Origin of the sequence: Dyadobacter sp. 32, from assembly GCF_902506755.1 — a bacterium.
In the GTDB taxonomy this organism is placed as follows: domain Bacteria; phylum Bacteroidota; class Bacteroidia; order Cytophagales; family Spirosomataceae; genus Dyadobacter.
Genome location: NZ_LR735258.1, coordinates 5,942,816 through 5,967,374 on the forward strand (window position 1 = coordinate 5,942,816; position 24,559 = coordinate 5,967,374).

The 24,559-nt window shown below is 44.9% G+C and carries 18 protein-coding genes; 14 read left to right on the forward strand and 4 right to left on the reverse strand.

Annotated features, from left to right (window positions below):
• Positions 1 to 46: 46 nt before the first annotated feature.
• On the forward strand, positions 47 to 3,211 hold the full coding sequence (locus tag DYADSP32_RS24315; RefSeq protein WP_149240334.1) for an FAD-dependent oxidoreductase: 3,165 nt from the start codon (positions 47 to 49) through the stop codon (positions 3,209 to 3,211).
• Positions 3,212 to 3,221: 10 nt separating this feature from the next.
• Positions 3,222 to 4,274, forward strand: a complete 1,053-nt coding sequence (locus DYADSP32_RS24320; protein ID WP_149240333.1) for a hypothetical protein — start codon at positions 3,222 to 3,224, stop codon at positions 4,272 to 4,274.
• Between the two features lie 102 nt (positions 4,275 to 4,376).
• Here DYADSP32_RS24320 and DYADSP32_RS24325 read toward each other — a convergent pair whose 3' ends face one another.
• Positions 4,377 to 4,577, reverse strand: a complete 201-nt coding sequence (locus tag DYADSP32_RS24325) for a hypothetical protein (RefSeq protein ID WP_149240332.1) — start codon at positions 4,575 to 4,577, stop codon at positions 4,377 to 4,379.
• 325 nt (positions 4,578 to 4,902) lie between these two features.
• On the opposite strand from DYADSP32_RS24325, the gene DYADSP32_RS24330 reads away from it, so the two are divergent.
• From DYADSP32_RS24330 to DYADSP32_RS24380, 11 genes are all read left to right on the forward strand, one after another.
• Positions 4,903 to 7,620: a GH92 family glycosyl hydrolase gene (locus DYADSP32_RS24330; protein WP_149240331.1), complete on the forward strand. Its 2,718-nt coding sequence runs from the start codon at positions 4,903 to 4,905 to the stop codon at positions 7,618 to 7,620.
• A gap of 197 nt (positions 7,621 to 7,817) precedes the next feature.
• The gene (locus DYADSP32_RS24335; protein ID WP_414618022.1) at positions 7,818 to 10,973 is read left to right on the forward strand and encodes a SusC/RagA family TonB-linked outer membrane protein; all 3,156 of its coding nucleotides are present in this window, start codon (positions 7,818 to 7,820) and stop codon (positions 10,971 to 10,973) included.
• Positions 10,974 to 10,984: 11 nt separating this feature from the next.
• On the forward strand, positions 10,985 to 12,484 hold the full coding sequence (locus DYADSP32_RS24340) for a RagB/SusD family nutrient uptake outer membrane protein (protein ID WP_149240329.1): 1,500 nt from the start codon (positions 10,985 to 10,987) through the stop codon (positions 12,482 to 12,484).
• A gap of 30 nt (positions 12,485 to 12,514) precedes the next feature.
• Complete coding sequence (locus tag DYADSP32_RS24345) at positions 12,515 to 13,357, forward strand: lipocalin family protein (protein ID WP_149240328.1); 843 nt, start codon at positions 12,515 to 12,517, stop codon at positions 13,355 to 13,357.
• Between the two features lie 5 nt (positions 13,358 to 13,362).
• On the forward strand, positions 13,363 to 13,803 hold the full coding sequence (locus tag DYADSP32_RS24350) for a mannonate dehydratase (protein ID WP_149240327.1): 441 nt from the start codon (positions 13,363 to 13,365) through the stop codon (positions 13,801 to 13,803).
• 71 nt (positions 13,804 to 13,874) lie between these two features.
• On the forward strand, positions 13,875 to 15,083 hold the full coding sequence (locus DYADSP32_RS24355) for a DUF4185 domain-containing protein (protein WP_414618023.1): 1,209 nt from the start codon (positions 13,875 to 13,877) through the stop codon (positions 15,081 to 15,083).
• Positions 15,084 to 15,085: 2 nt separating this feature from the next.
• Positions 15,086 to 16,456: a sugar porter family MFS transporter gene (locus DYADSP32_RS24360; RefSeq protein WP_149240325.1), complete on the forward strand. Its 1,371-nt coding sequence runs from the start codon at positions 15,086 to 15,088 to the stop codon at positions 16,454 to 16,456.
• Positions 16,457 to 16,475: 19 nt separating this feature from the next.
• Positions 16,476 to 17,414: an ROK family protein gene (locus DYADSP32_RS24365; protein WP_149240324.1), complete on the forward strand. Its 939-nt coding sequence runs from the start codon at positions 16,476 to 16,478 to the stop codon at positions 17,412 to 17,414.
• Positions 17,414 to 19,171 carry a class I mannose-6-phosphate isomerase gene (locus tag DYADSP32_RS24370; RefSeq protein WP_149240323.1) on the forward strand — a complete coding sequence of 586 codons (1,758 nt, stop codon included), beginning with the start codon at positions 17,414 to 17,416 and terminating at the stop codon, positions 19,169 to 19,171. The genes DYADSP32_RS24365 and DYADSP32_RS24370 overlap by 1 nt, the downstream gene beginning before the upstream one ends.
• Before the next feature lie 23 nt (positions 19,172 to 19,194).
• Complete coding sequence (locus DYADSP32_RS24375; RefSeq protein ID WP_414618024.1) at positions 19,195 to 21,177, forward strand: sialate O-acetylesterase; 1,983 nt, start codon at positions 19,195 to 19,197, stop codon at positions 21,175 to 21,177.
• A 60-nt stretch (positions 21,178 to 21,237) separates the two neighbouring features.
• Positions 21,238 to 21,999: a GntR family transcriptional regulator gene (locus tag DYADSP32_RS24380; RefSeq protein WP_149240321.1), complete on the forward strand. Its 762-nt coding sequence runs from the start codon at positions 21,238 to 21,240 to the stop codon at positions 21,997 to 21,999.
• A gap of 62 nt (positions 22,000 to 22,061) precedes the next feature.
• Here the strand turns inward: DYADSP32_RS24380 and DYADSP32_RS24385 are convergent, their stop codons facing one another.
• Positions 22,062 to 22,613: a 2'-5' RNA ligase family protein gene (locus DYADSP32_RS24385; RefSeq protein ID WP_149240320.1), complete on the reverse strand. Its 552-nt coding sequence runs from the start codon at positions 22,611 to 22,613 to the stop codon at positions 22,062 to 22,064.
• 464 nt (positions 22,614 to 23,077) lie between these two features.
• Between DYADSP32_RS24385 and DYADSP32_RS24390 the strand changes: the two genes are divergently transcribed.
• A complete protein-coding gene (locus DYADSP32_RS24390; protein ID WP_149240319.1) occupies positions 23,078 to 23,407 on the forward strand; it encodes a hypothetical protein in 330 nt (109 codons plus the stop codon).
• A gap of 279 nt (positions 23,408 to 23,686) precedes the next feature.
• Here the strand turns inward: DYADSP32_RS24390 and DYADSP32_RS24395 are convergent, their stop codons facing one another.
• Together DYADSP32_RS24395 and DYADSP32_RS24400 are read right to left on the reverse strand one after the other, a co-directional pair.
• A complete protein-coding gene (locus DYADSP32_RS24395) occupies positions 23,687 to 24,307 on the reverse strand; it encodes a S41 family peptidase (RefSeq protein ID WP_149240318.1) in 621 nt (206 codons plus the stop codon).
• A complete protein-coding gene (locus tag DYADSP32_RS24400; RefSeq protein WP_414618182.1) occupies positions 24,252 to 24,464 on the reverse strand; it encodes a hypothetical protein in 213 nt (70 codons plus the stop codon). Before DYADSP32_RS24400 ends, DYADSP32_RS24395 begins: the two co-directional genes overlap by 56 nt.
• Positions 24,465 to 24,559: the final 95 nt, after the last annotated feature.

The following is a 24,559-nucleotide window of genomic DNA, read 5'->3' on the forward strand; positions in this document are numbered from 1 at the left end:
GAGGTTGGTGGTCAAATTTTTAAATGGATCTTTTAATAAAGGAACAATGAAACGGAGAAAATTTCTAAACCTAAGCATACCCACTTTCGGAGCAGCTCTTGTGGGTGGCTCTGTGATCAGCTCACAGTCTTTTGCCGAAATAGGCAGGCAGTTTTCTCCTGCAAAGGATTCCGGGGCTTATGATCTCATCATCAATGGTGCTGGTCTGGCCGGATATTTCGCGGCGACAGAGGCAGTCAAACAGGGAAAGAAAGTATTAATCGTCGAAAAGAGAAGCAGCCCCGGGTACGACATCTGGGCCAAAGGAAAATTGTGGATCGATAAAGAAGGAATTGATAAGTGGGGCCAGGAACTACTGGACATGTTTCTGCCAAAAGATGAGCTGGCCGAGGTAGAAAATAAGCAGGGGCAGGGTGTTGGCAACAGTGTATTTGGGAATGAACTTCTTCTTTTTAACGGAAGTATCAGGAAGGCCCTGTTGAGAAATTTGTTGCAAAAAAAGGTGGATGTACTGCTGATGACCGATGTTTGCGGTATTCTCACGGCCGATAACCGGGTTTGCGGCGTGATGGTTGCCTGCAAACAGGGAACTTTCCAAATCGACTGTAACCAGTTTATTGATGCCTCCGATCAACTGCTGTTTAGCAGGGCATTGGCTGGTGAACAGTTGAAATTTGAGCAGGCTGGTTTTGTTCTGGAAATAGCTAACGCCTCTAATCCGGTGAAAAAGACGGTTTCGGTATCTCCTGAATATGGGATACGCAACAACAGCGTAGCATTTCATTTGGGCAAACGGTCGGAAGACCAGCTATATATTTCTTACGAATTTGATGTCAATTCCTCTGATATCGATGAAATGGAGCACAGGGCAAGGAAATTGTCCGGGGTGCTGGGCAAGAACTTAAAAGGGCTGGACGGCTCTTTGTCAAAAGCATCGATTACAGAAACGGCCTACGAAACCTCCTTTACACTGGCAAACAAAAAAATCCCTCAGATGTCACAGAAGGGATACTATATGCTTTCTGGCGGTTCGGGCAGGTTATCCGGGAATGAAGTACTCACCATACAGAAAGCGGCCAGAGATTTGATTGGCTCCATCAAATATAGCGGGAGCGCTGCCAAGGCGAAAGTGCTGGAACTCGCAGGTGCTCAGATACACATGTCACGCGTTCAGATTTCTGGTGATTTGGAACCAGGCCTGTTGATCCCCATCAGGAGTTTGCGTTTCGACTGGGCAAAGGAGATTAAAAAAGTACAGCAGTGTCAGGTACTGGTTGCTGGTGGAGGAACAGCAGGAGCGCTGGCCGCCCAGGGTGCGGTTGAGAAAGGTGCCGCTACCATTGTGATGGATTATTTTAATGATCTTGGCGGAACCAAAACCATGGGTGGCGTCATGGGTTATTACCATGGTTATGTGAAGAGTAAGTTTTTCAAGCAGCAGAGTGATGAGGCAGAGCGTGTGGCATCCGAAGCGAACATGACCAAAAAAATGGGTCGCAAGCTCTATCATTTACAGGGCATTGTGGATAAGGGTGGGAAGTTTGTTACCGGGGCTATGATCTGCGGAGCGCTTACTGATCAGAACAAAGTGGAAGGTGCAGTGATTTGCCGGAATGGGGTTTTGGAATTACTTAAGGCCCAGGTGAGCATTGATGCAACCGGTGACGGAGATCTGGCAGCTTTTGCGGGAGCCGAGTTCCAAATCGGAAATCAGCGTCTTGGTGAGACACAAAATTACAGCCAGTGGGACATTGCGGGCAAAGGCAAGTTGCCCTCCGCCACCAATCGCGACTATGATATCATTGAAATTACCCAGATCGCGGAACTCCAGCGAGGGCTTTTTATAAGCCATTATGAGGCGCATCATTATAATTTCCACCCGTTCCTTACCGTTAGGGAATCGCGCCGGATCGTAGGTACGCATGTGCTGGATCTGATAGATTGTGCAGAGAACCGACATTTTGAGGATGTAATTTCGTTGGCAAGCAGCGACTTTGATCCACATAACATTGCGCCATCGGAATTTTCGAAATGCGGATTTCTTTTACCCCATTCCAACGACATTACCATTGAAGTTCCTTACCGTTGTCTGGTGCCCAAAAAGCTCGATGGACTGCTGCTGGCAGGACGTGGATTCAGCCAAACCCAGAATGCCCTGCAATTTACCCGGATGACGGCCGACCTGCTCGTATTGGGTTATCTGACCGGACAAATCGCAGCGGATGTGGCCTGGAAGAAAGTGCAGCCCAGGCAATATAATATAGCCGAATTGCAGCAGGAATGGCGAAAATTGGGTTATCTGACCGATGAGGTTCTGAAAAGGCCGGTTGGTGATTTGCGCGACAGCAAAGTAGAAGTGGAGCGTAGGATTAATCAACTGGCATCAGGCGCACCCGAATATTTATATGAGTGCAGCCGTATCCCCAAATCAACGGCATTGCCATTGCTGAAAGAAAAATTCGAATCCGCCAATACCAAGGAAGGTAAGTTGTTGCTGGCAAAAGCCCTGGCCTGGTTTGGTGCCGACGATGGCGTAGCCCTCATTGTGAAGGAGCTCGAAGCACTGTTTGATGAAGAAACCGAAACCGGATATCCCAAAGGATATGTGGATGATTATGACTTTATCCGGGGTAGAAAAAAGAATATGTTGGAGGGGCTGTTCTGGAAAATAAACCAGAATGTAGCCTTGCTCGCCATGTCCGGAAATCCGATGGGCACGGACATTGTTCGCTCCATACTGGAGAATACCCAATCGGGAGGCGGGATGGTGAACAGAACCAATGATTACTACAACAATCGTATTGACCTCAAAATTGTCCCTTTTCATAACAGAATATTGGGACTCTGTTTCTACGCCGAACGGCTTCCGGATCCAAGGCTGATCAGTGGTTTTGAAAAAATCCTGAAGGACAAAAATATAGGGAATTTCAAAACCACCAAATACGAAAATGTACGCTGGCGAACCTACGGGGGTAGTTTGGAAGTCAATATAGCCGCTGCCCTGGCGCGCTGTGGTGGTAAAACGGGGTATCAGTTGCTGCATGCTTACCTGGACGACATTCATTCTGATTTCAGAGGCTTTGCAAGCAGGGAATTGGCGGAAGTGACCCGGAAAGACTATGGCCTGGCCACGGACAAGTGGGGACGATATATCTCCGACCTGAAATATCCACAGACAGTTACTCCATTGGTAAAAGAAGTTCAAATTTAATTTTCGTCGAATGGGCTTGTTGTATTATGCTATTTTGGGTTTCATAGCTTTAACAAGCCCATTTGTAACTTACCGTAGCCAAAGTCTGGTAGGCTTGACGTTCCAAAAGGATCCAACCGTATACCATATTTTGGACGACGGGCAGGATTCCGTGGCAGTAAGCGCCCTTGCTGATCAGTTTGGGCAACGATACTGGTACCGGTATGTCGACACCGAGGTATGTCTTACCGGTGAGTGTAACCGGATTGAGGTGGGGATCTTTTGGGATTTGTCAGGTGATTTCAAAGGCATTGAGATATACAAAGATCCGCTGACCAAAACCGATCATAGTGTATTCAAGCCAGCCGACTATACAAAGCTGATTTCCATTCTGGAGAATGACTGGTCCGTGCTGCGGGAGTATTCCATGGCCGACCTTACGGAAAGTCCCGACGATAAGGTGGACGGCACCTCGGGTGCTACCAAGAAGGAAATAAGCGACGAATCCGTCGAAAACGCGGTGTATACCACTTTTACGCTCTGGCATTTGATACATCAGGGTGAAAAAGAGCAACTGGCTGTGCTTTCTTCTGGATTGCTTAGCCGCCCTGTGTTCCTAAAGGAAATCCTGGCAGCCAATTCGGAAAAGTATCAACAGCTGATATTGAATCAATATGTGCTGGGGAATGTCCCTGTCTCTCCCGATCTGAAAAATCTGATTGCAAAAACGCTTTCGGATCCTAAAAAGATCGGCTTGTTTCAGTCGGCTCTGGAGGCACTTACGCGGACTTCACTAGCAGATTCCACCTTTCAGAATCAGATCGGCCGGATCTATGCCGGGGCCGATGTGAAACAAAAGGTATCTATTCTCTCCTCTTTGAAAGGAGATTACATCCTCTATCCCGCGTTATACACACCGGTAGCGCAAAGCTTGGATATCGATGACGAATGGCTTGCCATCAAGATTTTGTCTGTTTTGGCACATGCCCAGTCGCAGTCGGAATTTGTACGGGATCGGATCAATAAGTTAAAATCCAGTTCGAATACCATGCTTTTAGAGGCGATTGGGAAAATGCGATTGTAGGTGATGAGGTTGGAAATACATCTGCCTGAATCCTTTCTGGAAATGATATAAGACAGGTTCACCTTCATTGCTTATCATACCTTTGAAATCCTTTTACCGATTCTAATTGAAAGACAGTTCAAATGAACTGCCATTGCTTCTTAACCGATCCGCTTCGGCCTTCCATTTTTTTTCAGTGTCATTTTGCGGCACCCTTTTCCCATTCGAAAGATACAGGTAAATGAGATCCGGGTCTAAGTCATCCGAGTTACAATAGTCCTGATAGGAATTGTATTCCCTGTTACCATCTTTGTATTTGTTCATAATTCTTGGGTTATCTCAGGTACAACTGTTTACTCCCGAAACAGTGGGAATATTTCTCGTGGAACAACTGCTAATATTTCACCAACATGAATAAGCAGTATGGTAATGACTTTTTTTCCGGGCAGTCATTGAGTAATTAATCTTTCACGCGGGTTTAGCGGCTGAATCTGATTTAATCCTCAAAGTAGCCAACTTCTTTAATTTGCTTCCCTATCGCACTGAATTTTCACATTTATACTTAAAATATTTTTGTTCTATAAATATTTTGTTACTTTTGGTATGTTCATATGTATGAACATACCAAAAGTCTTGAATCCGATCTGACATGAACGCCCTTAAAACATACTTTCTTTTTGCTTCACTCACCATTCTCTTTTTGGGATCGGTGCAGGCTTCACCATTTAATATATCTTCACAGGCAAAAATCACTGCTTCGAGTCATTTGAATTCTCAGACGCTCCCAGGAAATGTGGCCGATGGGATTATTTCTGTTGATGGTAAAGGCGAATGGGCCTGCGAGGGCGATACCACGGATTGGGGGTATGTCAGGTTTCCATGGATACAGCTGGAATGGGAAAGTGCAAGAAAGATGAACAGGGTTATTCTATACGACAGACCCAATCTAAAAGATCAAATAGCAGGTGGTAAACTACTTTTTAGTGATGGTTCTATGCTGTGGGTGAATGAAATTGCAAACGATGGCTTGGGGACGGAAATCAGGTTTGATACCAAAACTGTGAAATGGATCAAATTTGTAACAACAGACGGAAAGGGCAGGGATATCGGCTTTTCCGAGATTGAAGTATTCAGCACAGAAAATTCAGATTATGTTTCCTGGGTAGACCCCTATATCGAAACCAACCGGGGACGTTACATCTTTTTCATTCCCGGTCAGCGACCATTCGGAATGGCCAGCGCAGCCCCGTTGACAAGGAATAAAAATCAAAATGGGGGCGGCTATAATTACAATGATACGGAGGTGCTGGGCTTTGAGCAGATCCATCACTGGATGGTAGGCGGGCTTGAAATTATGCCTGGAACGGCTCAGACCGAAAGACTGAAAGGACAGCAGGGCTGGAAGGGAAAATTTTCACATACCAGTGAAATTGTTCATCCCGGATATCACCGGCTTTTTCTGGAAGAGAATAAAATATGGGTGGAGAATACCGTCACGGACAGGGTTAGTTTGTACCGCTTTACTTATACCAAATCCGCAACAGCCAATATCCTGACCAACCTGAGCGGCTACGTATCCAACAGTACGATGTCGGATGCGAATGTGAAAAAGGTCAGTCAGCAGGAATTTGAAGGTTCTTTTAGTACCATCAAACGCTATTGGGGTGGGCCCAATGAGGTAAAAATCTTTTTCGTAATTCAGTTTGACCAACCTTTTTCATCACTTGATGGCTGGGAGAATGGCAAGGTTGTCAGCAATGTGAACAAGGTAAGTGGAGACCATGCAGGCATTTCAGCTGCCTTCAATATGAATGCGGGTGATCAAATTAATATGAAGATCGGGATATCCTTTACCAGTATTGATAACGCAAGAAATAATATAAACCAGGAATGCGCGGGATGGGATTTTGATGGAGTGAAAGATGAAAGTCTAAAAATCTGGGATGAAAATCTTGGTAAAATAAAGGTAAGTGGGGGGCCGAAGAATCAGAAAACCAAATTCTACACTGATTTATGGCATGTTTTACTGGGACGTCAGAAAATTACAGATGCTTCGGGCGACTACCCGGACAGAACCACCGGAAAGAGGATCGGAACTTTTACTGATGCAAATTTCAAAATCCGCACCGTACCAAAAACCGAAATGGGTGCGAATCGTTTCAACATGTACAGTTCCGATGCCTGGTGGCTCACACAATGGAACCTGAACGTGCTATGGGGCCTCGCCTGGCCTGAAGTAATGGACGAGATGTCGGCATCCATGATCGAGTATTCAAAAAATGGGTACTTGCTTCCAAGAGGTCCGTCCGGAGGTGGATATTCCTACATCATGACAAGCTGCCCGGCTGTAAACCTGATCTCTTCTACGATACAGAAGGGATTGCTTACCAAAGTTTCTCTGAATGACGCTTATAAGGCAATGAAACAAAATATGCTTCCGGGTGGCATGCTGGGCGATTCGGCAGACATTGAATTTTATACCAAAAATGGATTTTGGCAGAATAATGCAGGTATTACCCTTGAAGCCGCCTTTCAGGATTATGCGCTTTCGGAGGTCGCCGCCAAGCTTGGAAAAGCAGAGGATCAAAAGTTTTTCAGTACCAGAGCTACAGGTTGGAAAACATTATTCAACAAAAAACACAATCTGATTTTTCCTAAATCTCCTCAGGGTGAATTTTTGCACGACGATCCGCTTTCGGGCAAAGGCTGGATTGAGGCAAATGCCTGGCAGGCCACCTGGTCGGTATCTCATGACATTGCCGGGCTCGCAAAGCTGATGGGGGGCAATGATGTACTTTGTGATAAACTCAATTTTGCATTTACCAAAGCCGAACCTTCCGACTTTGTGTTTGCCTATAACGATGGTTACGTAAGTTATGCCAATCAGCCAGGTTGCTCCAATGCCCACGTTTTTAATCATGCTGGTAAGCCGTGGCTGAGCCAGTATTGGGTGAGGAAAGTAAAAGAAAAGGCTTACAGCGGCGTTACGCCAGATCTGGGATATGGTGGTCATGATGAAGATCAGGGGCAAATGGGCGCGATAAGTGCGCTAATGTCGATCGGACTGTTTAGTCTGAAAGGAAATGTAGATCAGAATCCGACGTACGAGATCACCAGTCCGATATTCGATTCGGTGGAAATTGAACTGGACCAAAGATATTACGCGGGTAAGAAATTTACGATTTTGACAAAAAACAACTCTGAAAAAAATATGTATATCCAGGGTGCAAGCTTAAGTGGAAAGCCTTTGAACAATTACTGGTTCGCTCATTCGGACTTCGCAAAAGGTGGAGTTTTACGTCTGAACATGGGCAACAAGCCCAGTTTAACCTGGGGGACAGGTACTGCGGCGAATGCTAAAAAGTAGTATAGTAATTGTCCGGTTCTTTATCTGGAACCTGCTGCATTTAATGTTACAATCGCAAATGCTTTGAATAGTCATAAAAATGATAAAATAAATGCATGAAAAATTTTTTAACCCCAAAATTATACCCATATTTGTTTTGTTCATATGTTCATACATATCGAATAGGATTCAAGCGTAAAACTTTCAACACAAATCATATGCAACGTATACTATATCGATTAAGATTAGTCCTGTGTTTGATCGCACTGCATTTCTCTGCAAATGCCGGAGCTCTCAATCCTAAAGATCCGGTTGGAAACCCCGTTAGAAACCCGGTTGGAAACCGGATGATTGAACCAGCCACCGAGCGTACAGTTGCCGGTAAGGTTACCTCAGCAAGTGGTGAAGCTTTGCCTGGCGTTAGTATTACTCTAAAGGGCACTACACAGGGAACGATTACAAACACCAACGGAGAATACACGCTCAACGTGCCGGATAATGATGCAGTGTTGGTATTCTCTTTTGTAGGATATGAAAGTCAGGAAGTGACAGTGGGAACCAGGTCTGATCTGACAATTAAACTTGCCGAGTCCGAAAGGGCACTTTCGGAAGTGGTTGTGATCGGTTATGGCACTGTAAGGAAATCTGATCTAACGGGCTCTGTGGTGTCAATAAAATCAGATGATCTTAAAGCAGTACCTGTTACAACCTTTGATCAGGCTTTGCAGGGACGTGCGGCCGGGGTGCAGGTGGTGCAGTCTACAGGTGCTCCGGGTGGAGAAACCAACATCCGTATTCGTGGAACCAGCTCGGTGAATGCCAGCAGCGAGCCGTTATACGTTATAGATGGAATGCTTATAAACGGCGACGGTGGCGAAATGTCCGTGGGTGGGCGTGGCCCAAGAATTGGAGCACTATCCACCATTAATCCGGGAGATATAGAATCAATAGAAATTCTGAAGGATGCTTCTGCCACGGCAATCTATGGGTCAAGAGGTGCAAACGGGGTTGTGTTGATTACCACCAAAAAGGGAAAGGCAAATACAGGAAGTATCAATTTTGAAAGTTACTATGGAACGCAGCAGGTAGCAAATAAGCTGAAATTATTGCGGGCAGATCAATTTGCGAATCTCGTGAATGAAGCCAACATTAATTCCGGCCGGGTTCCCGTATATACCAATCCGTCAACACTGGGCGCAGGTACCGACTGGCAAAATGAGCTGCTTCGTTCTGCTCCCATCGCCAATTATCAGTTGTCCGTGAATGGCGGAACGGCCAAAACAAAATACGCGCTTTCAGGAGGATATTTTACTCAGGATGGTATTGTCATAGGATCCAATTTCAAAAGGTATTCACTGAGAACCAATGTTGAAACCGAGGTTAACAGGTATCTGTCGGTGGGAGCCAATTTTTCTTACAACAGGTTGACGTCCGACGGTGTGCTTACGGGCCCCGGGCAAATTGTACCGGGTGTGATTACGGGAGCCATGCAGTTTAATCCCATTGCAACGGTTTACGATCCCCGGCAAGCCCTGGGTTATACCTACGAGCACTATCTGAAAACCGGAATAGCTAACCCCGTTGCAGAAGCTCGGGAATATCAGGCCAATACGGGAACCAATCGTTTTCTTGGAAATGTGTTTGCCCAGTTGAAACTCGCAAAAGATCTCAGTTTCCGATCCAGTTTTGGTATGGATGCACTGAATACAAAATCCAATACATTTGGCCCGTTCGGACTGAAACGTACAGAAAACAGTTTAGGAGAGGCCAGCTCCGGAACATTGCAGGCTTTTACCTGGCTAAGTACCAACACCATTAACTATGATAAAACGTTAGGCGCAGGAACATTAAGTGCACTGGCTGGGTTTGAGGTTCAGCAGTTTAAAAATGAATCTTTACAAGTTCTTGTTTTTGATTTTCCTGATCCCCGCTCGGGTTATCACAATCTTGCCGCCGGACAAAATCCACAGCCACCTGCTAATGGTGAAACGGAATGGAGCCTGATGTCCTACCTGGGACGGATCAATTATTCTCTGTCCAATAAATATCTGTTTACAGTTTCGGGCCGGGTAGATGGGTCTTCCAAATTTGCCAAAGGAAACAAATATGGCTTTTTCCCTTCGGCAGCTGTTGCCTGGCGGGTTTCTGAGGAGAGTTTCCTGAAGGGAAATGACGTGATCAGTAACCTTAAGCTGCGTGGAAGTTATGGTCTGACGGGTAACCAGTCGATAGCGCCTTACGGCTCTCTTGCACTGATTACACCATTCGGTGAAGGCGTGTTCAACAATGGCAGCGGCAGTCCGACCATCATTTATGGCCGTGAACCGCTTTCATATCCAAACGCAAACCTTAAATGGGAAACCACCAGACAGGCAAATCTTGGGATTGATCTTTCTGTATTGAAGGGCCGCGTTTCTTTGACCACCGAATTGTATCACAAAAAGACATCGGACCTGCTTTTATCAACACCAATACCGGTGACCAGCGGCTTTCAGAATACGCTGCTCAATGTTGGGAATGTGGAAAACAAAGGCGTTGATATGGAGTTAAGTACAATCAATTTTGATGGGAAATTCAGCTGGAATACGTCATTGAATATTTCTTTAAACCGAAACAAAATTACCAATCTCGCTGGTGGGGGTGATGTATTGCTGGCTGGTGGAAACATCCTCAGGGAAGGTCAGCCCCTTGGTTCTTTTTACGGTTATGTCTTCGATGGAATTTATCAGAACGACGAAGAAGCCAGGAACAGCCCTGTCATTGCAGGACAAAGCCCTGCGGCAGGTGACAGAAAATACAGAGACATTAGCGGACCGGATGGCATACCTGATGGTGTTATAAACGATATGGACAGAACGTTGATCGGTTCTGCTCAGCCTAAGTTCTATTGGGGGTTGAATAACACACTGAGTTACCAAAACTTCGACCTGAACTTATTCTTTCAGGGGTCGCAGGGGAACCAAATGGTTAACATGAATTTGCTTAACCTGCAAAATGTAAATGGTCAGCAGAATGTACTCCTGGATGCATATGAGAACCGGTGGACGCCAACCAATCCAAGTAACAAATATGCCCGCCCGCTTGCAACGGCCAACGATAATATTTTCTCATCCAGATTTGTCGAAAATGCTTCCTATCTGAGATTAAGAAATGTCAGTCTGGGGTACAATCTGCCAAAGTCAGTTCTTGATAAAATACGGGTAAACAGACTGAAACTCTACGTGAGCGCTGCAAACCTGCTTACCGTGACCAAATACAGCGGATATAATCCGGAGGGAAATGCCTACGGCTCGTCAACCAACGTGGTGGGCGTGGATGATGGCAACTATCCGCAGACAAAAACTTTTTTAGTTGGAATTAACATTGGCCTTTAACAACTAGTGAAATGAAGAATTTAACATATAAAATTAAAACCGCCTTCCTGTCTCTGGTTTTGTGCACGGTCACATTTTCCTGTCAGGATTTTTTGACCGAGAATCCACAAAACACTGTATCACAGAATAACTATTACCAGACCGAGCAGGACGCCATTGCAGCGGGAAATGCCATTTATTCTTACCTGGGATCCTATAATCTGGATTTCGCAGGCCCCTTTGCCGGTAACACGGCAGGAGCATATCACAGTACTTTTTGGATCACTGCCGACCTTGCTTCTGATAATATGAAGAACAATCAGCTGGGTGCCATATACAATGATCAGCTGGCGAATTTTTCCTATAATTCAGACAATGCCAATCTGCTGGAAATATGGAGGGTTCATTACAAAATCATCTTTCTGGCCAACATTGCTGTAAGCCGGATTCCGGGTATCAATATGAATGAGGCTACCAGAAGCAGGTTGGTTAATGAAGCAAAATTTTTGCGGGGATTAATGTACTTCAATCTGGTAAGGATGTTTGGTCCTGTTCCTTTGCTGCTGGGAGAAGATAACCCATTGGAGCCCGGCGCGGCCCCAACAGAAGCAGTTTATGAACAAATTACCTCCGATTTAAAAGATGCCTCCGCGCTCCCGAAAGATGGTCAGATTCAGGAAGGCAGAGCAACTCAGGGTGCTGCCCAGGCACTTTTAGCAAAAGTATACCTGACTCAAAAGGATTTCGCCAATGCTTCGGCAGAGGCAAAAAAAGTGATTGACTCCAATGTTTACAGTCTTTGGGACAATTATGCCGATGCCTTTAAACTTGCTGCACGAAATGGCAAAGAAGCAATCTTTTCAGTCGGTTTCGGAGATGGTGGCGGTACGATATCCTTCTGGGAAGTAGGGCAGTTCAACGTAAGATTGCTACCGGTGGAACTTTCCAATGCGAGAGATAAAGTGAACAATACGCAGGGATGGCAAACCGTGACAAAGGACCTCCATGATGCTTACTTACCGGCTGATACCAGAAAGGCCGCTACTTACATGACTTCTTTCACAGGGGATGATGGCAAAACTGTAACTTTAAATAATATATACATCAAAAAATATTGGGATGAGGCGGCTGATCCGACAGCGGGAGGTTCTACCAACGATTTTCCGGTGATCCGGTATTCGGATGTGCTGCTCATGTACGCCGAGGCCCAGGCCGAGTTAGGCAATTTCCCGATTGCAAATGAAAACATCAACATCGTGAAAAGACGGGCCGGCCTTCCTGCTGTAAATATCACAGCTATTGAGGCTTTCCGTGAAGCAATTTTAGATGAACGTCGTAAAGAGTTTATCGGTGAAGGGCAGCGCTGGTTTGATCTGGTGCGGACGAACAAGTTGAATGATAAAGTGCACAAAGCCAAAGACGCAGAATATACAACGCCCATTCCTGTTTTGAGTCAGAATTATCAGGTGTTTCCGATACCGCAGCAGGAGCGTGATGTGAATCCTAATTTGCCACAAAATCCTGGTTTTTAACAGACACTCAGTCTACAATCCATCAAAACAATGAGCACAACATATAAATATCTGAGCCGGCTGATCGCCGTGCTGATAATGCTGGTCGTAATGGGCTGCGACGAAGAAAAACAAGGCCCCGAAGATTTCTTCGACAACGATGGTTTCAAAATTGAACTGGAAGCGGACAAAGCGCTGGGTCACGGACAATACGTTCTTAAAAGTGAATCGGGACAAGAAATTGCTTTGAAAGTTCATGTGGAATCACCGTCGGCACTGACAAGTTTTAAAATTAAGAAAACAAAAAATCTTTCGCCTGACCCCAGCTTCGGCACCAATGGAGAAATGACGGTAAACGCCAGTGGAAACTTTTTCTCTTACGACTTTAGTTACAATACTTTAAGCTCGGATGTGGATCAGCTGGTTGGATTTTCTTTTGAAGCGGTTAATGCTTCCGGGGCCAAAGAAGTGTCAGATTTGAACATGCAGGTAACGCTTTCGCCTCGTGACAACATTCCGCAAAGGAAATGGAATCTCACCTCCATTTTACAACTGACTGACGGCAACAAGGAAGTCATCAACGACTGTGAGAAAGATAATGCAATTCTTTTCAATCAGGATGGGACTTTAACCTACCTGTATGGTACCGACACCGCAACAGGAAGCTGCCAGTTCGATGGATTTAATCTTTACGACAAATGGAACCTCAGTGAAGATCAAAAAACATTCACGATCTCCTATCAGGGGTTGTTTAATCCAGCAACTACCATAGATACCTATCAGGTACGTTCGCTGACCACCGACGAGCTGAAACTGGAATTAACCGTAGATCTCACTGTTTTGGGACTGGGTGTTGAAACCTTCCTTTACACTTACAAAGCAGGGCCAAAATAAGAGCTATGAAACTAGGTTTGGGATTGTATTCAGAGTCACTTACAGATGAAAACCTCCGGTTTGCCAACCAGTGCGGAGCCACACACATTGTGGCCCAGCTTGTAAATTATATCAAGGGTTCCAATCCAAAAGTGGCGCGGGGAAATCTGGACGGATGGGGCGAGACCTATAACCAGGAAAAGCTCTGGACGCTGGATCAATTGGTTTCTCTGAGAAAGAAGATTGAGGGACATGGGCTAAAACTGGAAGCGATTGAGAATTTTGATCCTTCACACTGGTATGATATCCTGTTGGACGGCCCGCTGAAAGTACAGCAGACAGAGAATTTGAAACAACTGATCAGGAACGTGGGCAAGGCTGGAATACCAGGCTTTCAGGGTAGATCGCGGTTTGGGAATAGTTATTGGAGGAAGCCGGCAGGAAAATGGATATTTATCTTAAAGTAGTAGCAGGATCCTTTTTTTAACTTCATTATTAGCTGTGAGGGTTTATGATTAACGAAACAATACATTCAACCATGAAATATTACATGCTGCTGCTTATGGTCATTTTGGCTTCCTGCACGCCCAAGACGTCGGAGAAGGAAAAGGCGACTGAAGAACTGCAAATAAATGAAAATGAATTTACGGCAGAGCCTGCACCGGAATGGACAAATCTGTTTCTACGAAAATATGGCTGGTTTGGTGGCGATGGTATTTTTGCCATACCATTTTCGGGAAAGGATTCTCAGAAAGGAGATAGTTTAATTTTCCTTTTCAGTGATACGATGATCGGGGAGATCAATGGTGAAAAATTGAAACCGGGTTATGTGATGATCAACAATTCCATTGCTGTTTTGAAAGATAAAACGCCGGATAGTACACGCATCACCTTTAAAATGGCAAAGGAAAATGAAACCTACAAAGCCATTTTTACCCCAAAAACCGACAAACCTGACAAAGACACCTATTTCTGGCTGGGGGATGGATTTGCAAATCCTGCGGCGAATAAAGACATTTTTGTATTCGCCTATAAAATCAGCAATACCAACGACAAATCGGACTTTCCTTTTAAAGAAACGGGTAATGCACTCATCAGGATTCCGGCAAACAGCAAGTTCCCCTACACTGATCAGACACAAACGGAACTGCCGTTCAACAATTACAAAACAGGTGAGGAAACCATCTCATTCGGGGCGGGTGTATTTAACAACAGCGAATCTGCCGGTGAGTTGGATGCGGATGGATTTGTCTACGTGTACGGGACCAAAGGAGTGAACAAAAGGCTGGTTTCGGCCAGAGTGAAACCGGATGCTATTGAGTCTTTCGGCCAATGGGAATTCTGGGACGGGAAAAGCTGGGCAAAAGATGTGAAGTCGGCGGCGGCATTGAGCGATTCTGTTTCCAACGAAATGAGTGTAAGCAGGCTTGCAAAAGGGAAATATGCGCTCGTGTATCAGCTGGGGGGGATTTTCCCTGACATCTGCATGCAGGTTGGGCCTACTCCAGTGGGGCCATTTGGACCACGGATCACACTCTACAAAACATCTGCCGACATCAGTGATCCTGATCTGTTTACTTATAACGCCAAAGCACATCCTGCGCTTTCCGAAGAGGGCGAACTGCTGATTTCCTACAACGTGAACAGTTTCAAATTTTTCAAAATAGTGGAAAACAAGCCGAATCTGTATCGTCCGAGATTCATAAGGGTGAAATTTAAAGCGCAAACTAAACCAGGGAACCACTGAAGATGATTAATCAAGAGATCAAAAGTGCACCAACGGAAAGCAATATTCCGTACATCATTCTCCTCACCAGTGTTGCCGCTTTTGGTGGATTCCTGTTTGGTTATGATACCGCTGTAATCGCCGGAGCAATCGGATATTTACAGATAAAATTTAACCTTTCGCCACTAATGGTTGGCTGGGCCGCGAGCAGCGCGATCTGGGGATGCGTTCTTGGCGCCATGTCGGCCGGTTATCTCAGCGATCGCTTTGGAAGACGTGCCGTAATGGTCGTTACTGCACTGTTTTTTGCTATTTCCGCATATGGTTCCGCCATTGCCAATGACCTCACTATGTTCATTATCATGCGTTTGTTGGGCGGTATTGGCGTAGGAGCTGCCTCCATGCTTTGCCCGATGTACATATCCGAAATTGCCCCATCAAATATTCGTGGCAGGCTGGTTACTTTTTATCAGCTCGCTATTGTGTTGGGAATCAATATTATCTACGTGATCAACCTGAAAATCAGCCAGGCAGGGGACGAAGCCTGGAACACCGAGTACGGGTGGCGCTACATGGTTGGTTCGGAGGTTATTCCGGCGGCTGTATTTTTTGTTCTTCTGTTTTTCGTTCCGGAGAGTCCGCGCTGGCTTGCTGCCAGATCCAGGGATGGAAAGGCAATGAAAATTCTGGAAAAAATTAACGGGAAAAAGGTTTCATTGGAAATTTTTGCAGAGATAACAGAAAGTCTCAAAAACGATAAGGGTAGCCTGTCAGACCTTCTCGATATCAAACTAAGAAAACCTCTGGTAATAGGGATAGTGCTTGCTTTGTTTTCGCAGATTACGGGTATCAACGCCATTATTTACTATGCACCCGAAATTTTCAAAAGTATTGGTTTCGGAGCCGAATCGGCATTTACACAAACCATTATCATCGGGCTGGTCAATATGATCTTCACCCTCGTTGCAATTTGGCTTATAGATAAAACAGGGAGAAAAAGGCTGTTGATCTGGGGCGTTACGGGCATGGTGATTTGTCTGTTTGCCACTGGATTGTGCTTTTATTTTCACTTCGATCAAGGACCATGGCTGCTTATTTTTATCCTTGGTTATATTGCCAGTTTTGCAGTTTCCTTAGGACCCATCCCCTGGGTTTTGATGTCTGAGATTTTCCCTACCAAAATCCGGGGCATGGCGATGTCTCTGGCGACATTGGTTTTATGGATCGGCGTTGTGGCCATCACACAGTTGACGCCATTTTTTCTCAAAACATTCGGCGGCGCAGTAACCTTCTGGATATTCATGATCAACGCCATCATCATTTTGATTTTTACGGTTAAGATGATTCCGGAAACAAAGGGGAAAACATTAGAAGAAATAGAAAAAACGTGGTGAGATTTTTAAGAACAATCGAATGAGAAAAGTTTTTGCAGGTATTGATTTTGGTGGTACAAGAATAAAAATCGCACTCATTTTTGAGAATGAGATTCTTGTTGATAAAAACATTGAGGCGGCATCTGAGCTGACTTTTGAAGAGCGGCTCGCAGATATTGTACTGGAAATTAGGGAATTGCTGCACGGAACTGATTTTAACCTTGCAGGAATCGGTTTTGCGTTTCCGGGAATTGTCAATTTTCAGACCAACGTCATTCTTTCCAAATATGTAAAATATCCGGGAGCAGAGGAAATCGATTTGAATGCCTGGGCGACAGCTAATTTTGGTGTGCCGCTGGTTATTGAAAACGATGCAAGGGCGGCGCTCATCGGAGAATGGAAACATGGTGCTGGTGTTGGATGCACGGATCTGGTGCTGGTTACACTGGGAACAGGTGTGGGAACCGGCGTATTGGTTAATGGTGCACCGCTTCGCGGGAAAAATTTTATTGCCGGTAACCTGGGCGGGCACACCACCATTAACTCCGAGGGTAATATTTGCAATTGCGGTAACATTGGCTGCGTGGAGAGCGAAAGTTCTACCTGGGTTTTAACAGAAATAGCCCGGAAATCTCCTGATTTTTCAAGAAGTAAATTGTCTCAGGTGGAAATGATTGACTTCAAGAGCCTATTTCAGCTTTCCGAAACGGGAGATGCCCTGGCTATTGAACTCAAAAACCGATGTCTGAAAGTGTGGGCTTTGTGTGTGATCAATCTTGTACATGCCTATGATCCACAAAAGGTAATTTTTGGCGGTGGCATTATGAAGAGCAGCCACATTATCCTGCCTTACATCCAAGGAATGATCGACAAACACGCCTGGATAAATTCCACGGATGTGGAGCTGACTGAGGCGTTTCAGCTAGAAAACGCAGGCATACTTGGGGTTTATGAATTATTTAAACAAAAATATAAGTGATGGTTTCCAATTACGAAAAATTTCCATTTGTAGAAGTAAGCAAGTCCGGCGATAAATGTCTGGTTGGATGGCAAAATATTGTCCATGAAATTAATGGTTTGATTCAGGCCAAAAGCAAAAAGAGAACCATAGTCGGTATAGATCTATATCATGGTGTTCCGACCGATCAGGTTCGGGCAGCGATAGCAGAATTCCTGAAACCCGATGCCATAATCAACACAAATGACTTTTTGAAAAGTCCGGACGTCATTCAGGAAATGGTACATCCATTTGTGACTGATGACCAGATTTTTGGCAAAATGAATAATCTGCAGATCACTGATTTTTTCGATCTGGAAAGAGTTACCAATGAAAAAGAAACAATTGCTGATTCCGCTTCCGGAACGGTTGTCATTTACGGAGAAGGAGCAGCTCTTTTTGCAGATTGTGACCTATTGATTTATATGGATCTGGCAAGATGGGAGATTCAGAAAAGAATGAAACGGAACGAGGTGGGTAACTTGGGAGTGAAAAATCTCGAAGAATTTTTTGCACTAAAATACAAACAAGCCTACTTCGTCGACTGGCGGGTGCTGGATCGGCATAAAGTGTCCTTTTTTGAGCGGATTGATTATTTTATTGATGCCAATGTATGGGAACAGCCTAAAATGATCAGCGCTGACGATTACAATGCCGGACTGGACGCAGCCGTGAAGCAACCATTCAGAGTGGTTCCATTCTTCGATCCCGGCCCATGGGGTGGGCAATGGTTGAAAGAAGTGGTGGATCTGGACAGAAGGGAAGTAAACTTTGCCTGGGGCTTCGACTGTGTGCCCGAAGAAAACAGTCTGCTTTTCAAATTTGGTGTGCATACCTTTGAGCTTCCTTCGATTAATTTGGTTCTGAAACGACCAGAGCAATTACTCGGCAAATCGGTTTACAATGCTTTTGGGGCTGAATTTCCCATCCGTTTCGATTTTCTGGACACCATGGATGGCGGTAATCTGAGTTTACAGGTGCATCCGACCAAAGCGTATATCAAAGAGCAGTTTGGTATGGATTACACCCAGGATGAAAGTTATTATTTTTTGGAGGCTGAGGAAGACGCATGTGTGTATCTGGGTACCAAAAAGGATGTTGACAGCGCGGCGATGATCGAAGAGCTGGAAGCAGCACAAAAGGGGACCAGTGATTTCGATGCAGATAAATATGTCAATAAGATTTCCGTCAAAAAGCATGATCATATTCTGATCCCTGCCGGAACGATCCATTGCTCTGGGAAAAATGCGGTTGTTCTGGAGATCTCTGCAACGCCATATATCTTCACATTCAAATTGTGGGATTGGGGAAGACTGGGAATGGATGGTTTACCTCGGCCAATTAATATTGAGCATGGCAAAAAGGTAATTGACTGGACACGGGATGAGGCATGGGTAAAAGAAAATCTGTTTAACAACATTACCGGGATATCAAAGAACGAACATGTGAAGGAGGAGTCAACGGGATTGTACCAAACGCAGTTTATAGAGACGAGGAGGCATTGGTTCGATGATACGGTTGTGCATCACACCCATGGCAACCTGAACGTGGTGAATTTGGTTGAAGGGGAAGAGGTGATCATAGAAAGTCCTGATAATCAATTTGAACCACACATTATTCATTATGCTGAAACCTTTATTGTACCGGCAAATGTGAATGTTTACACGGTGCGCCCCTATGGGAAGTCTGCAGGTAAGAAATGTGCTACGGTAAAAGCATATGTAAGGGAGGGTATTTAAATCAGTATCAAATTACGTTTTGTATGTCCGGTTTTATAAAATCCTTTTTGTTTTTCCCACTGCTGATATTAGGTTCTGTATTGGCAGTGGGGCAGATTAAAATGCCACAGATCTTTCAAAACAACATGGTGTTGCAGAGGGATAAACCCATTGCTGTGTGGGGATGGGCAAAACCCGGGGAGGAGGTGGTGGTAAAACTAGGTTCAGACCAAAAGGCGGTAAAAACTGACGAAAAAGGCAAATGGCTGGTGAAAATGAATGCGATGCCAGCCGGAGGGCCTTATACCCTGCAGGTCAACGGCAGCAATTCTATCATTTTTGAGAATGTACTTATTGGGGATGTCTGGATTTGTGGAGGGCAGTCGAATATGCAATGGAAAGTGAAACAGACCGGATTTCAAGAAACGGATAGTTCGCTGATCAAGTCCAACAGAATCAGACTTTTCACAGTATTGACGGAAATGGATTACCAGCCACGAACAGATCTTAAAGGCATTGGCTGGCAGGAACTGAGTGGGGAAAATATTGAAGCGTTTTCGGCCGTAGCTTATCACTTTGGAAAAAAACTGAATAGTGAACTGGATGTGCCCATCGGATTGATCAGCGACAACCTGGGCGCTACTTCGGTTGAAACCTGGATGAGCAATGAGTCGCTGCTTCAATTTCCAGTATTCCGGGAAGAAATGAAAGAAACAGTAAATACCGGAAAGAGTTTCGCCCGGTTGAATGCCGATTTTGAGACTTATAAGACAAAATGGTACCGCAAACATTATTACCATGGAGAGGGCGTAGAGCAGAAATGGTTCCTGCCTGAGACGGATTTTGCAGATTGGAAGCCGCTAAACCTTGCCGGGAATACCTGGGAACAGGAAGCCGATCTGAAAGATTTTGACGGAGCCGTTTGGGTAAAAACAACCTTTGATTTTGATAAAACCAAAGGTCCTGATTCGCTTAGTCTACAATTGTTGCAGATTGATGATTATGACATTACCTGGGTGAACGGTATGAAAATAGGGGAGACATTTGGCAACCATAATCACCGTAACTACAAGGTTCCGGCTTCCATATTAAAGCCGACAGGCAACGTTTTGGTTGTTAGGATCTTTGATACCGGAGGCATCGGGGGATTTACAACTTCGCCGTTCTGGGGGAATCCCATTTTATGGGGAAAATGGTTTTACAAAAAAGGATTGCGTATTGATCCTTCAAAATTCCCTAAGCCGGTTCTCCCCAACGCTACTCCCTTTTCTTCACCAGGTGTTCTTTTTAATGCCAACATCGCTCCTTTGGCTCATTTGGCTGTAAAGGGCGTGATCTGGTATCAGGGAGAAGCCAATGCCGAGCGGGCTGCCGAATATCGGGCACTATTTCCGGCGATGATTGGTAGCTGGCGAACGAATTGGAACGATGAAAACCTGCCGTTTATCTTCGTACAACTTGCCAACTATATGCAGGAAAAGCCGGAGCCGGCTGAAAGCGCCTGGGCGGAGTTGCGAGAGGCACAGGCAATGGCATTGAAGTTGCCTTATACCGGCATGGCATGTGCAATTGATGTGGGCGAAGCGGGTGATATTCATCCGAAAAACAAAAAGGATGTTGGAAAACGACTGGCTCTTGCAGCATTAAAAGTGGCTTACAACAAACAGATTGACGGACAGGGTCCTGCATACAGTCACATGCGTGTGCAGGGAAACGAGGTCGTTTTGAATTTCACCAACATCACCGGAGGTATTTACACGACCGATAAATATGGCTATGTTAAAGGTTTTCAAATTGCAGGCGAGGATGGGAAATTCGCGTGGGCACTGGCGAAAATACATGGGAATCAAGTCATTGTGAGTTCCGAACAGATTAAGAAACCCCTTGCTGTAAGGTATGCATGGAGTGATAATCCCGGGGAACTGAACCTGTTTAATCGGGAAGGTTTGCCTGCTGTGCCATTTCGGACCGACGACTGGAAAGGAATAACGGATGGCAAGAAGTTTCAAAGTGGTCCCCGTTTTTAGAATTCATGTGCGGATTTGGGAGGAAAGACTTAAATTGTGAGCTTAATACAGACCTAAAGCATGGAAATTGAAAATAGCGAAGAAGTAGCTCAATTGGAATTTAAGATAGATCACAGCAGTCCATTGCCGTTTCATGTTCAAGTTGAAAATCTTCTAAGAACTTTAATTGATTTGCCGGAGTATAAAAACGGCAAGATGCTTCCCAAAGAAGTAGAGCTCGCTAAACGCCTTGGAATATCCAGAAATACGGTAAGGCAGGCAACCAACAAGCTGAAAAACGAAAATCTACTGGAGCGTAAAAAAGGTGTAGGAACACGTACCATAAAAAACACCGTTAGTACGAAATTAGTGAATTGGGTGAGTTTTAGTTCCGAGATGAATTCTCAGGGACTCGACTTTCACAATTATAAAATTAAAGTGGATTGGGTGAAAGCAAGTGACGAAGTTGCTGATATGCTGCGGATACAAAAAGATAAGGAGGTACTACGTCTTGAAAGGCTCAGGGGCTTGCTCGATGGCCCTTTTGTTTTGTTTGTTTCCTATTTTCATCCACGGGTGGGCTTAACGGGTAAGGAAGATTTTTCAAGACATTTGTATGAAATTCTGGAACAGGATTATGCAACTGTGCCTTTTGTATCCAAAGAGGAGATTAAGGCCATTGGCGCAGATGAAATTGTAGCCCATGAGTTAAAAATACACAAGGGTTCTCCCGTTTTGTTTAGAAAGAGATTGGTATTGGATCCCGGCGAAAGGCCTATCGAATACAATCTGGGATACTATCGCGGTGATAGCTTCACCTATGAAATTGATATAAATCGTTAAGATTATCCACCCTGTGAGTAATCGTATACTTTATCCGCAACAAACCAGAATATAGCCTGCTCTTAAGGCGTATCTGAGGCTTCCCTCTTCTCAAAATCATATTTCGTAAGATATTGCCAGGGACCATTGTGGTATCGCCAAAGCTGAATACCGTCAATGGTGATGTCGAAGGATTTAAATTCCTGCAGCAAAGCAGCCTGTAATTTTTTGGCTTCGGCGGGTTCTACCTTGTTTTGAATCGTAATGTGGAAGTTTCGCTTTTGCCGGTCCTGATTGGTCATATGTTCCAGCCAGTTATTCTGGAGGTTTTGATGGAGTATTGTCAGTTCCGGCGAAATAATCTTAAAAGCAGTACCACCTCCCAACGACATCACACCATGCACGGTGGCAGCCAATCGCTTTTGATTATTGCAAATTTTTTGAAGGTCTTCACGTATCCATGGCTCGTTGGGTAAGGCATGAAAAAGCGTGAGATGTGCATCCAGATAGTTTCGCTCAGCCGGGAAATACTGCTTGCGCAATGCATTGAAATAGCTTTGCGCAGACGCGGTAATGGACAGCGTAGCTATCAGCGGTTTCGTGGCCGAGGATTCGGTGGGTGTGGGTGTTTGCATGGGTATAGGCGTGCGGTATGATATGGGTGACTGTTTTGTTGTAATCGGGTTGTGGAGGACTGATTATTTATTTGCAAAATAGGAAATTATCTCCAGCTGAGTTATAACTACGAACTTCTTATTTTCTGGTTCGCCGTATTCTGAACTTGTATTGGGGAACGTTTGCGGGTTGAGGTTGTTCGGCAGTTTCTGGATGTGTAAGCTAACAAAGGGTGGTTTAGCTACTTTTTCCAGATAAAGGCGGTCAGTGATTATTATTTAATGTTTTAAATTTGTTGTGTTCTCCGCATGCCTGTGCAGTGAATGTCGCGGTCGGAACGCGGAAAGGAATAGGATATCAACATTACTCGGGGAATCTATTTGCCATGATGATTTGGAATATTATTAAGGGGCTGGTGCTTGGGTTATTCCTGTGTGTCATTGGAAGCTATCTATGGTATCTGTGCACTAGCAGTCATATTAAAATGATAAGCGCAGATAAATGTGAGACCGCTGCGGGTCAGAGTTTAAAAGAACTAAGCAAACTGGTAAAAACCAGCTGGTTTAATAGAAAACATAACGATGTGGAAGTATTCTCCGATGGGCCATGTATGTTTTACATGTACTACAAAAAGCCTGGGGCTTTGTATTTTGGGTCAGAGAGGATGAGTGGTTACAGTGTCGGCGTTGGGATGCCCGAAGCCGAACTGCATCAGTTTGCCGATACAATCTCACTTGATATGGACTATCAGAAGATGTTGGATCTGCTCTATGCGAGAGCGAGGAAGAATCCCGCACCACCCCACCAGTTTTAGTAAATCCCTTATTATTAGCCAAATCTTCGCTAGAGAGCGTAAACCAATCTTGCATAATCGGATTAAGGGAAGTAATTTCATTGCCCCGGCCCGTGTTTTTACACCATAGCTTACTATTGTTAACATAAACCAACAAATCGTCATAATTACCCGAATATTTAGCTAATTCACTCGAGGCAACAACAAACTGCTGCTGGCGGGCTTTCAGCTCGTGGACGGCCCATTGCAGCTTTCTTTTCTGCCCGTCACTTGAAGTTTACTCCATCGCCGTAGTTAGGATCAGCTCCTGGGCTTTTTCCAATGCTCCGCTGGATTGGGTAGGAATTCCGGCAGTACCCCGACACCCTCCCAATTGGTTTTGGAATACGGGTTGATGGACTGTGCAAAAGGTAGATTAATCAAAAAACCTTGGCCAAGAAGAAACGGCCTTGCAGGATGTGCTCCACCTCCTGCGGTATCACCTACGATCAGGGCACGTTTGGCTTGTTGCATACTGTAATTGAAGTCTTCGGCCGCCGAAAAGGTGCTGTGACTGGTCAGGATATAAACTGGCAGGGACAAGTGCAAGCCATCTGCCTTATCTGGATCTGCCCAATATATAAAAGTAGAATCCCTGACCCGGTTTTCAATGGTCGTAAAAGGCGTTCGAACAGGAAAGAAATAGCTGCCCATTTGGCTCACCATTTCCGGACTGCCTCCTCCATTGAAACGCATATCAATTATAAGTGCCCGTGTCCGGGAAAGAAAACGTAAGGCCGAGAAAAAAGATGGCCGTGCCCATTCAGTAAATGAGGTAAAGCTGTAAACCGGGAGATAACCAATGTTACCGTCCAGAATTTCCACTTTATTTAAACCGAAATTTTCGTCCATTGCCTCGACCAGAGCGAGAGAGTCCCGCATACACTGATTGCAGATCCTGGGCCAATTGAGCGGCTAGCTTGTTTGGATTCGTGATTGTACGATATCGGCCCCGTTTGAATTTTGTCTGCAATTGTTTGCTCATCACGGCTGCTTTGTCGGGGAAAATATAAAACCCGTTTAAAGGTGAATGCCTCAGTTGTCATTTGTTTGTTTATGTTTTTAAGCTCAGTCTCCGTCAAATCTAAAATCTGACAAATGATCGTAATTATTTTACTTACAACATGTTACAAT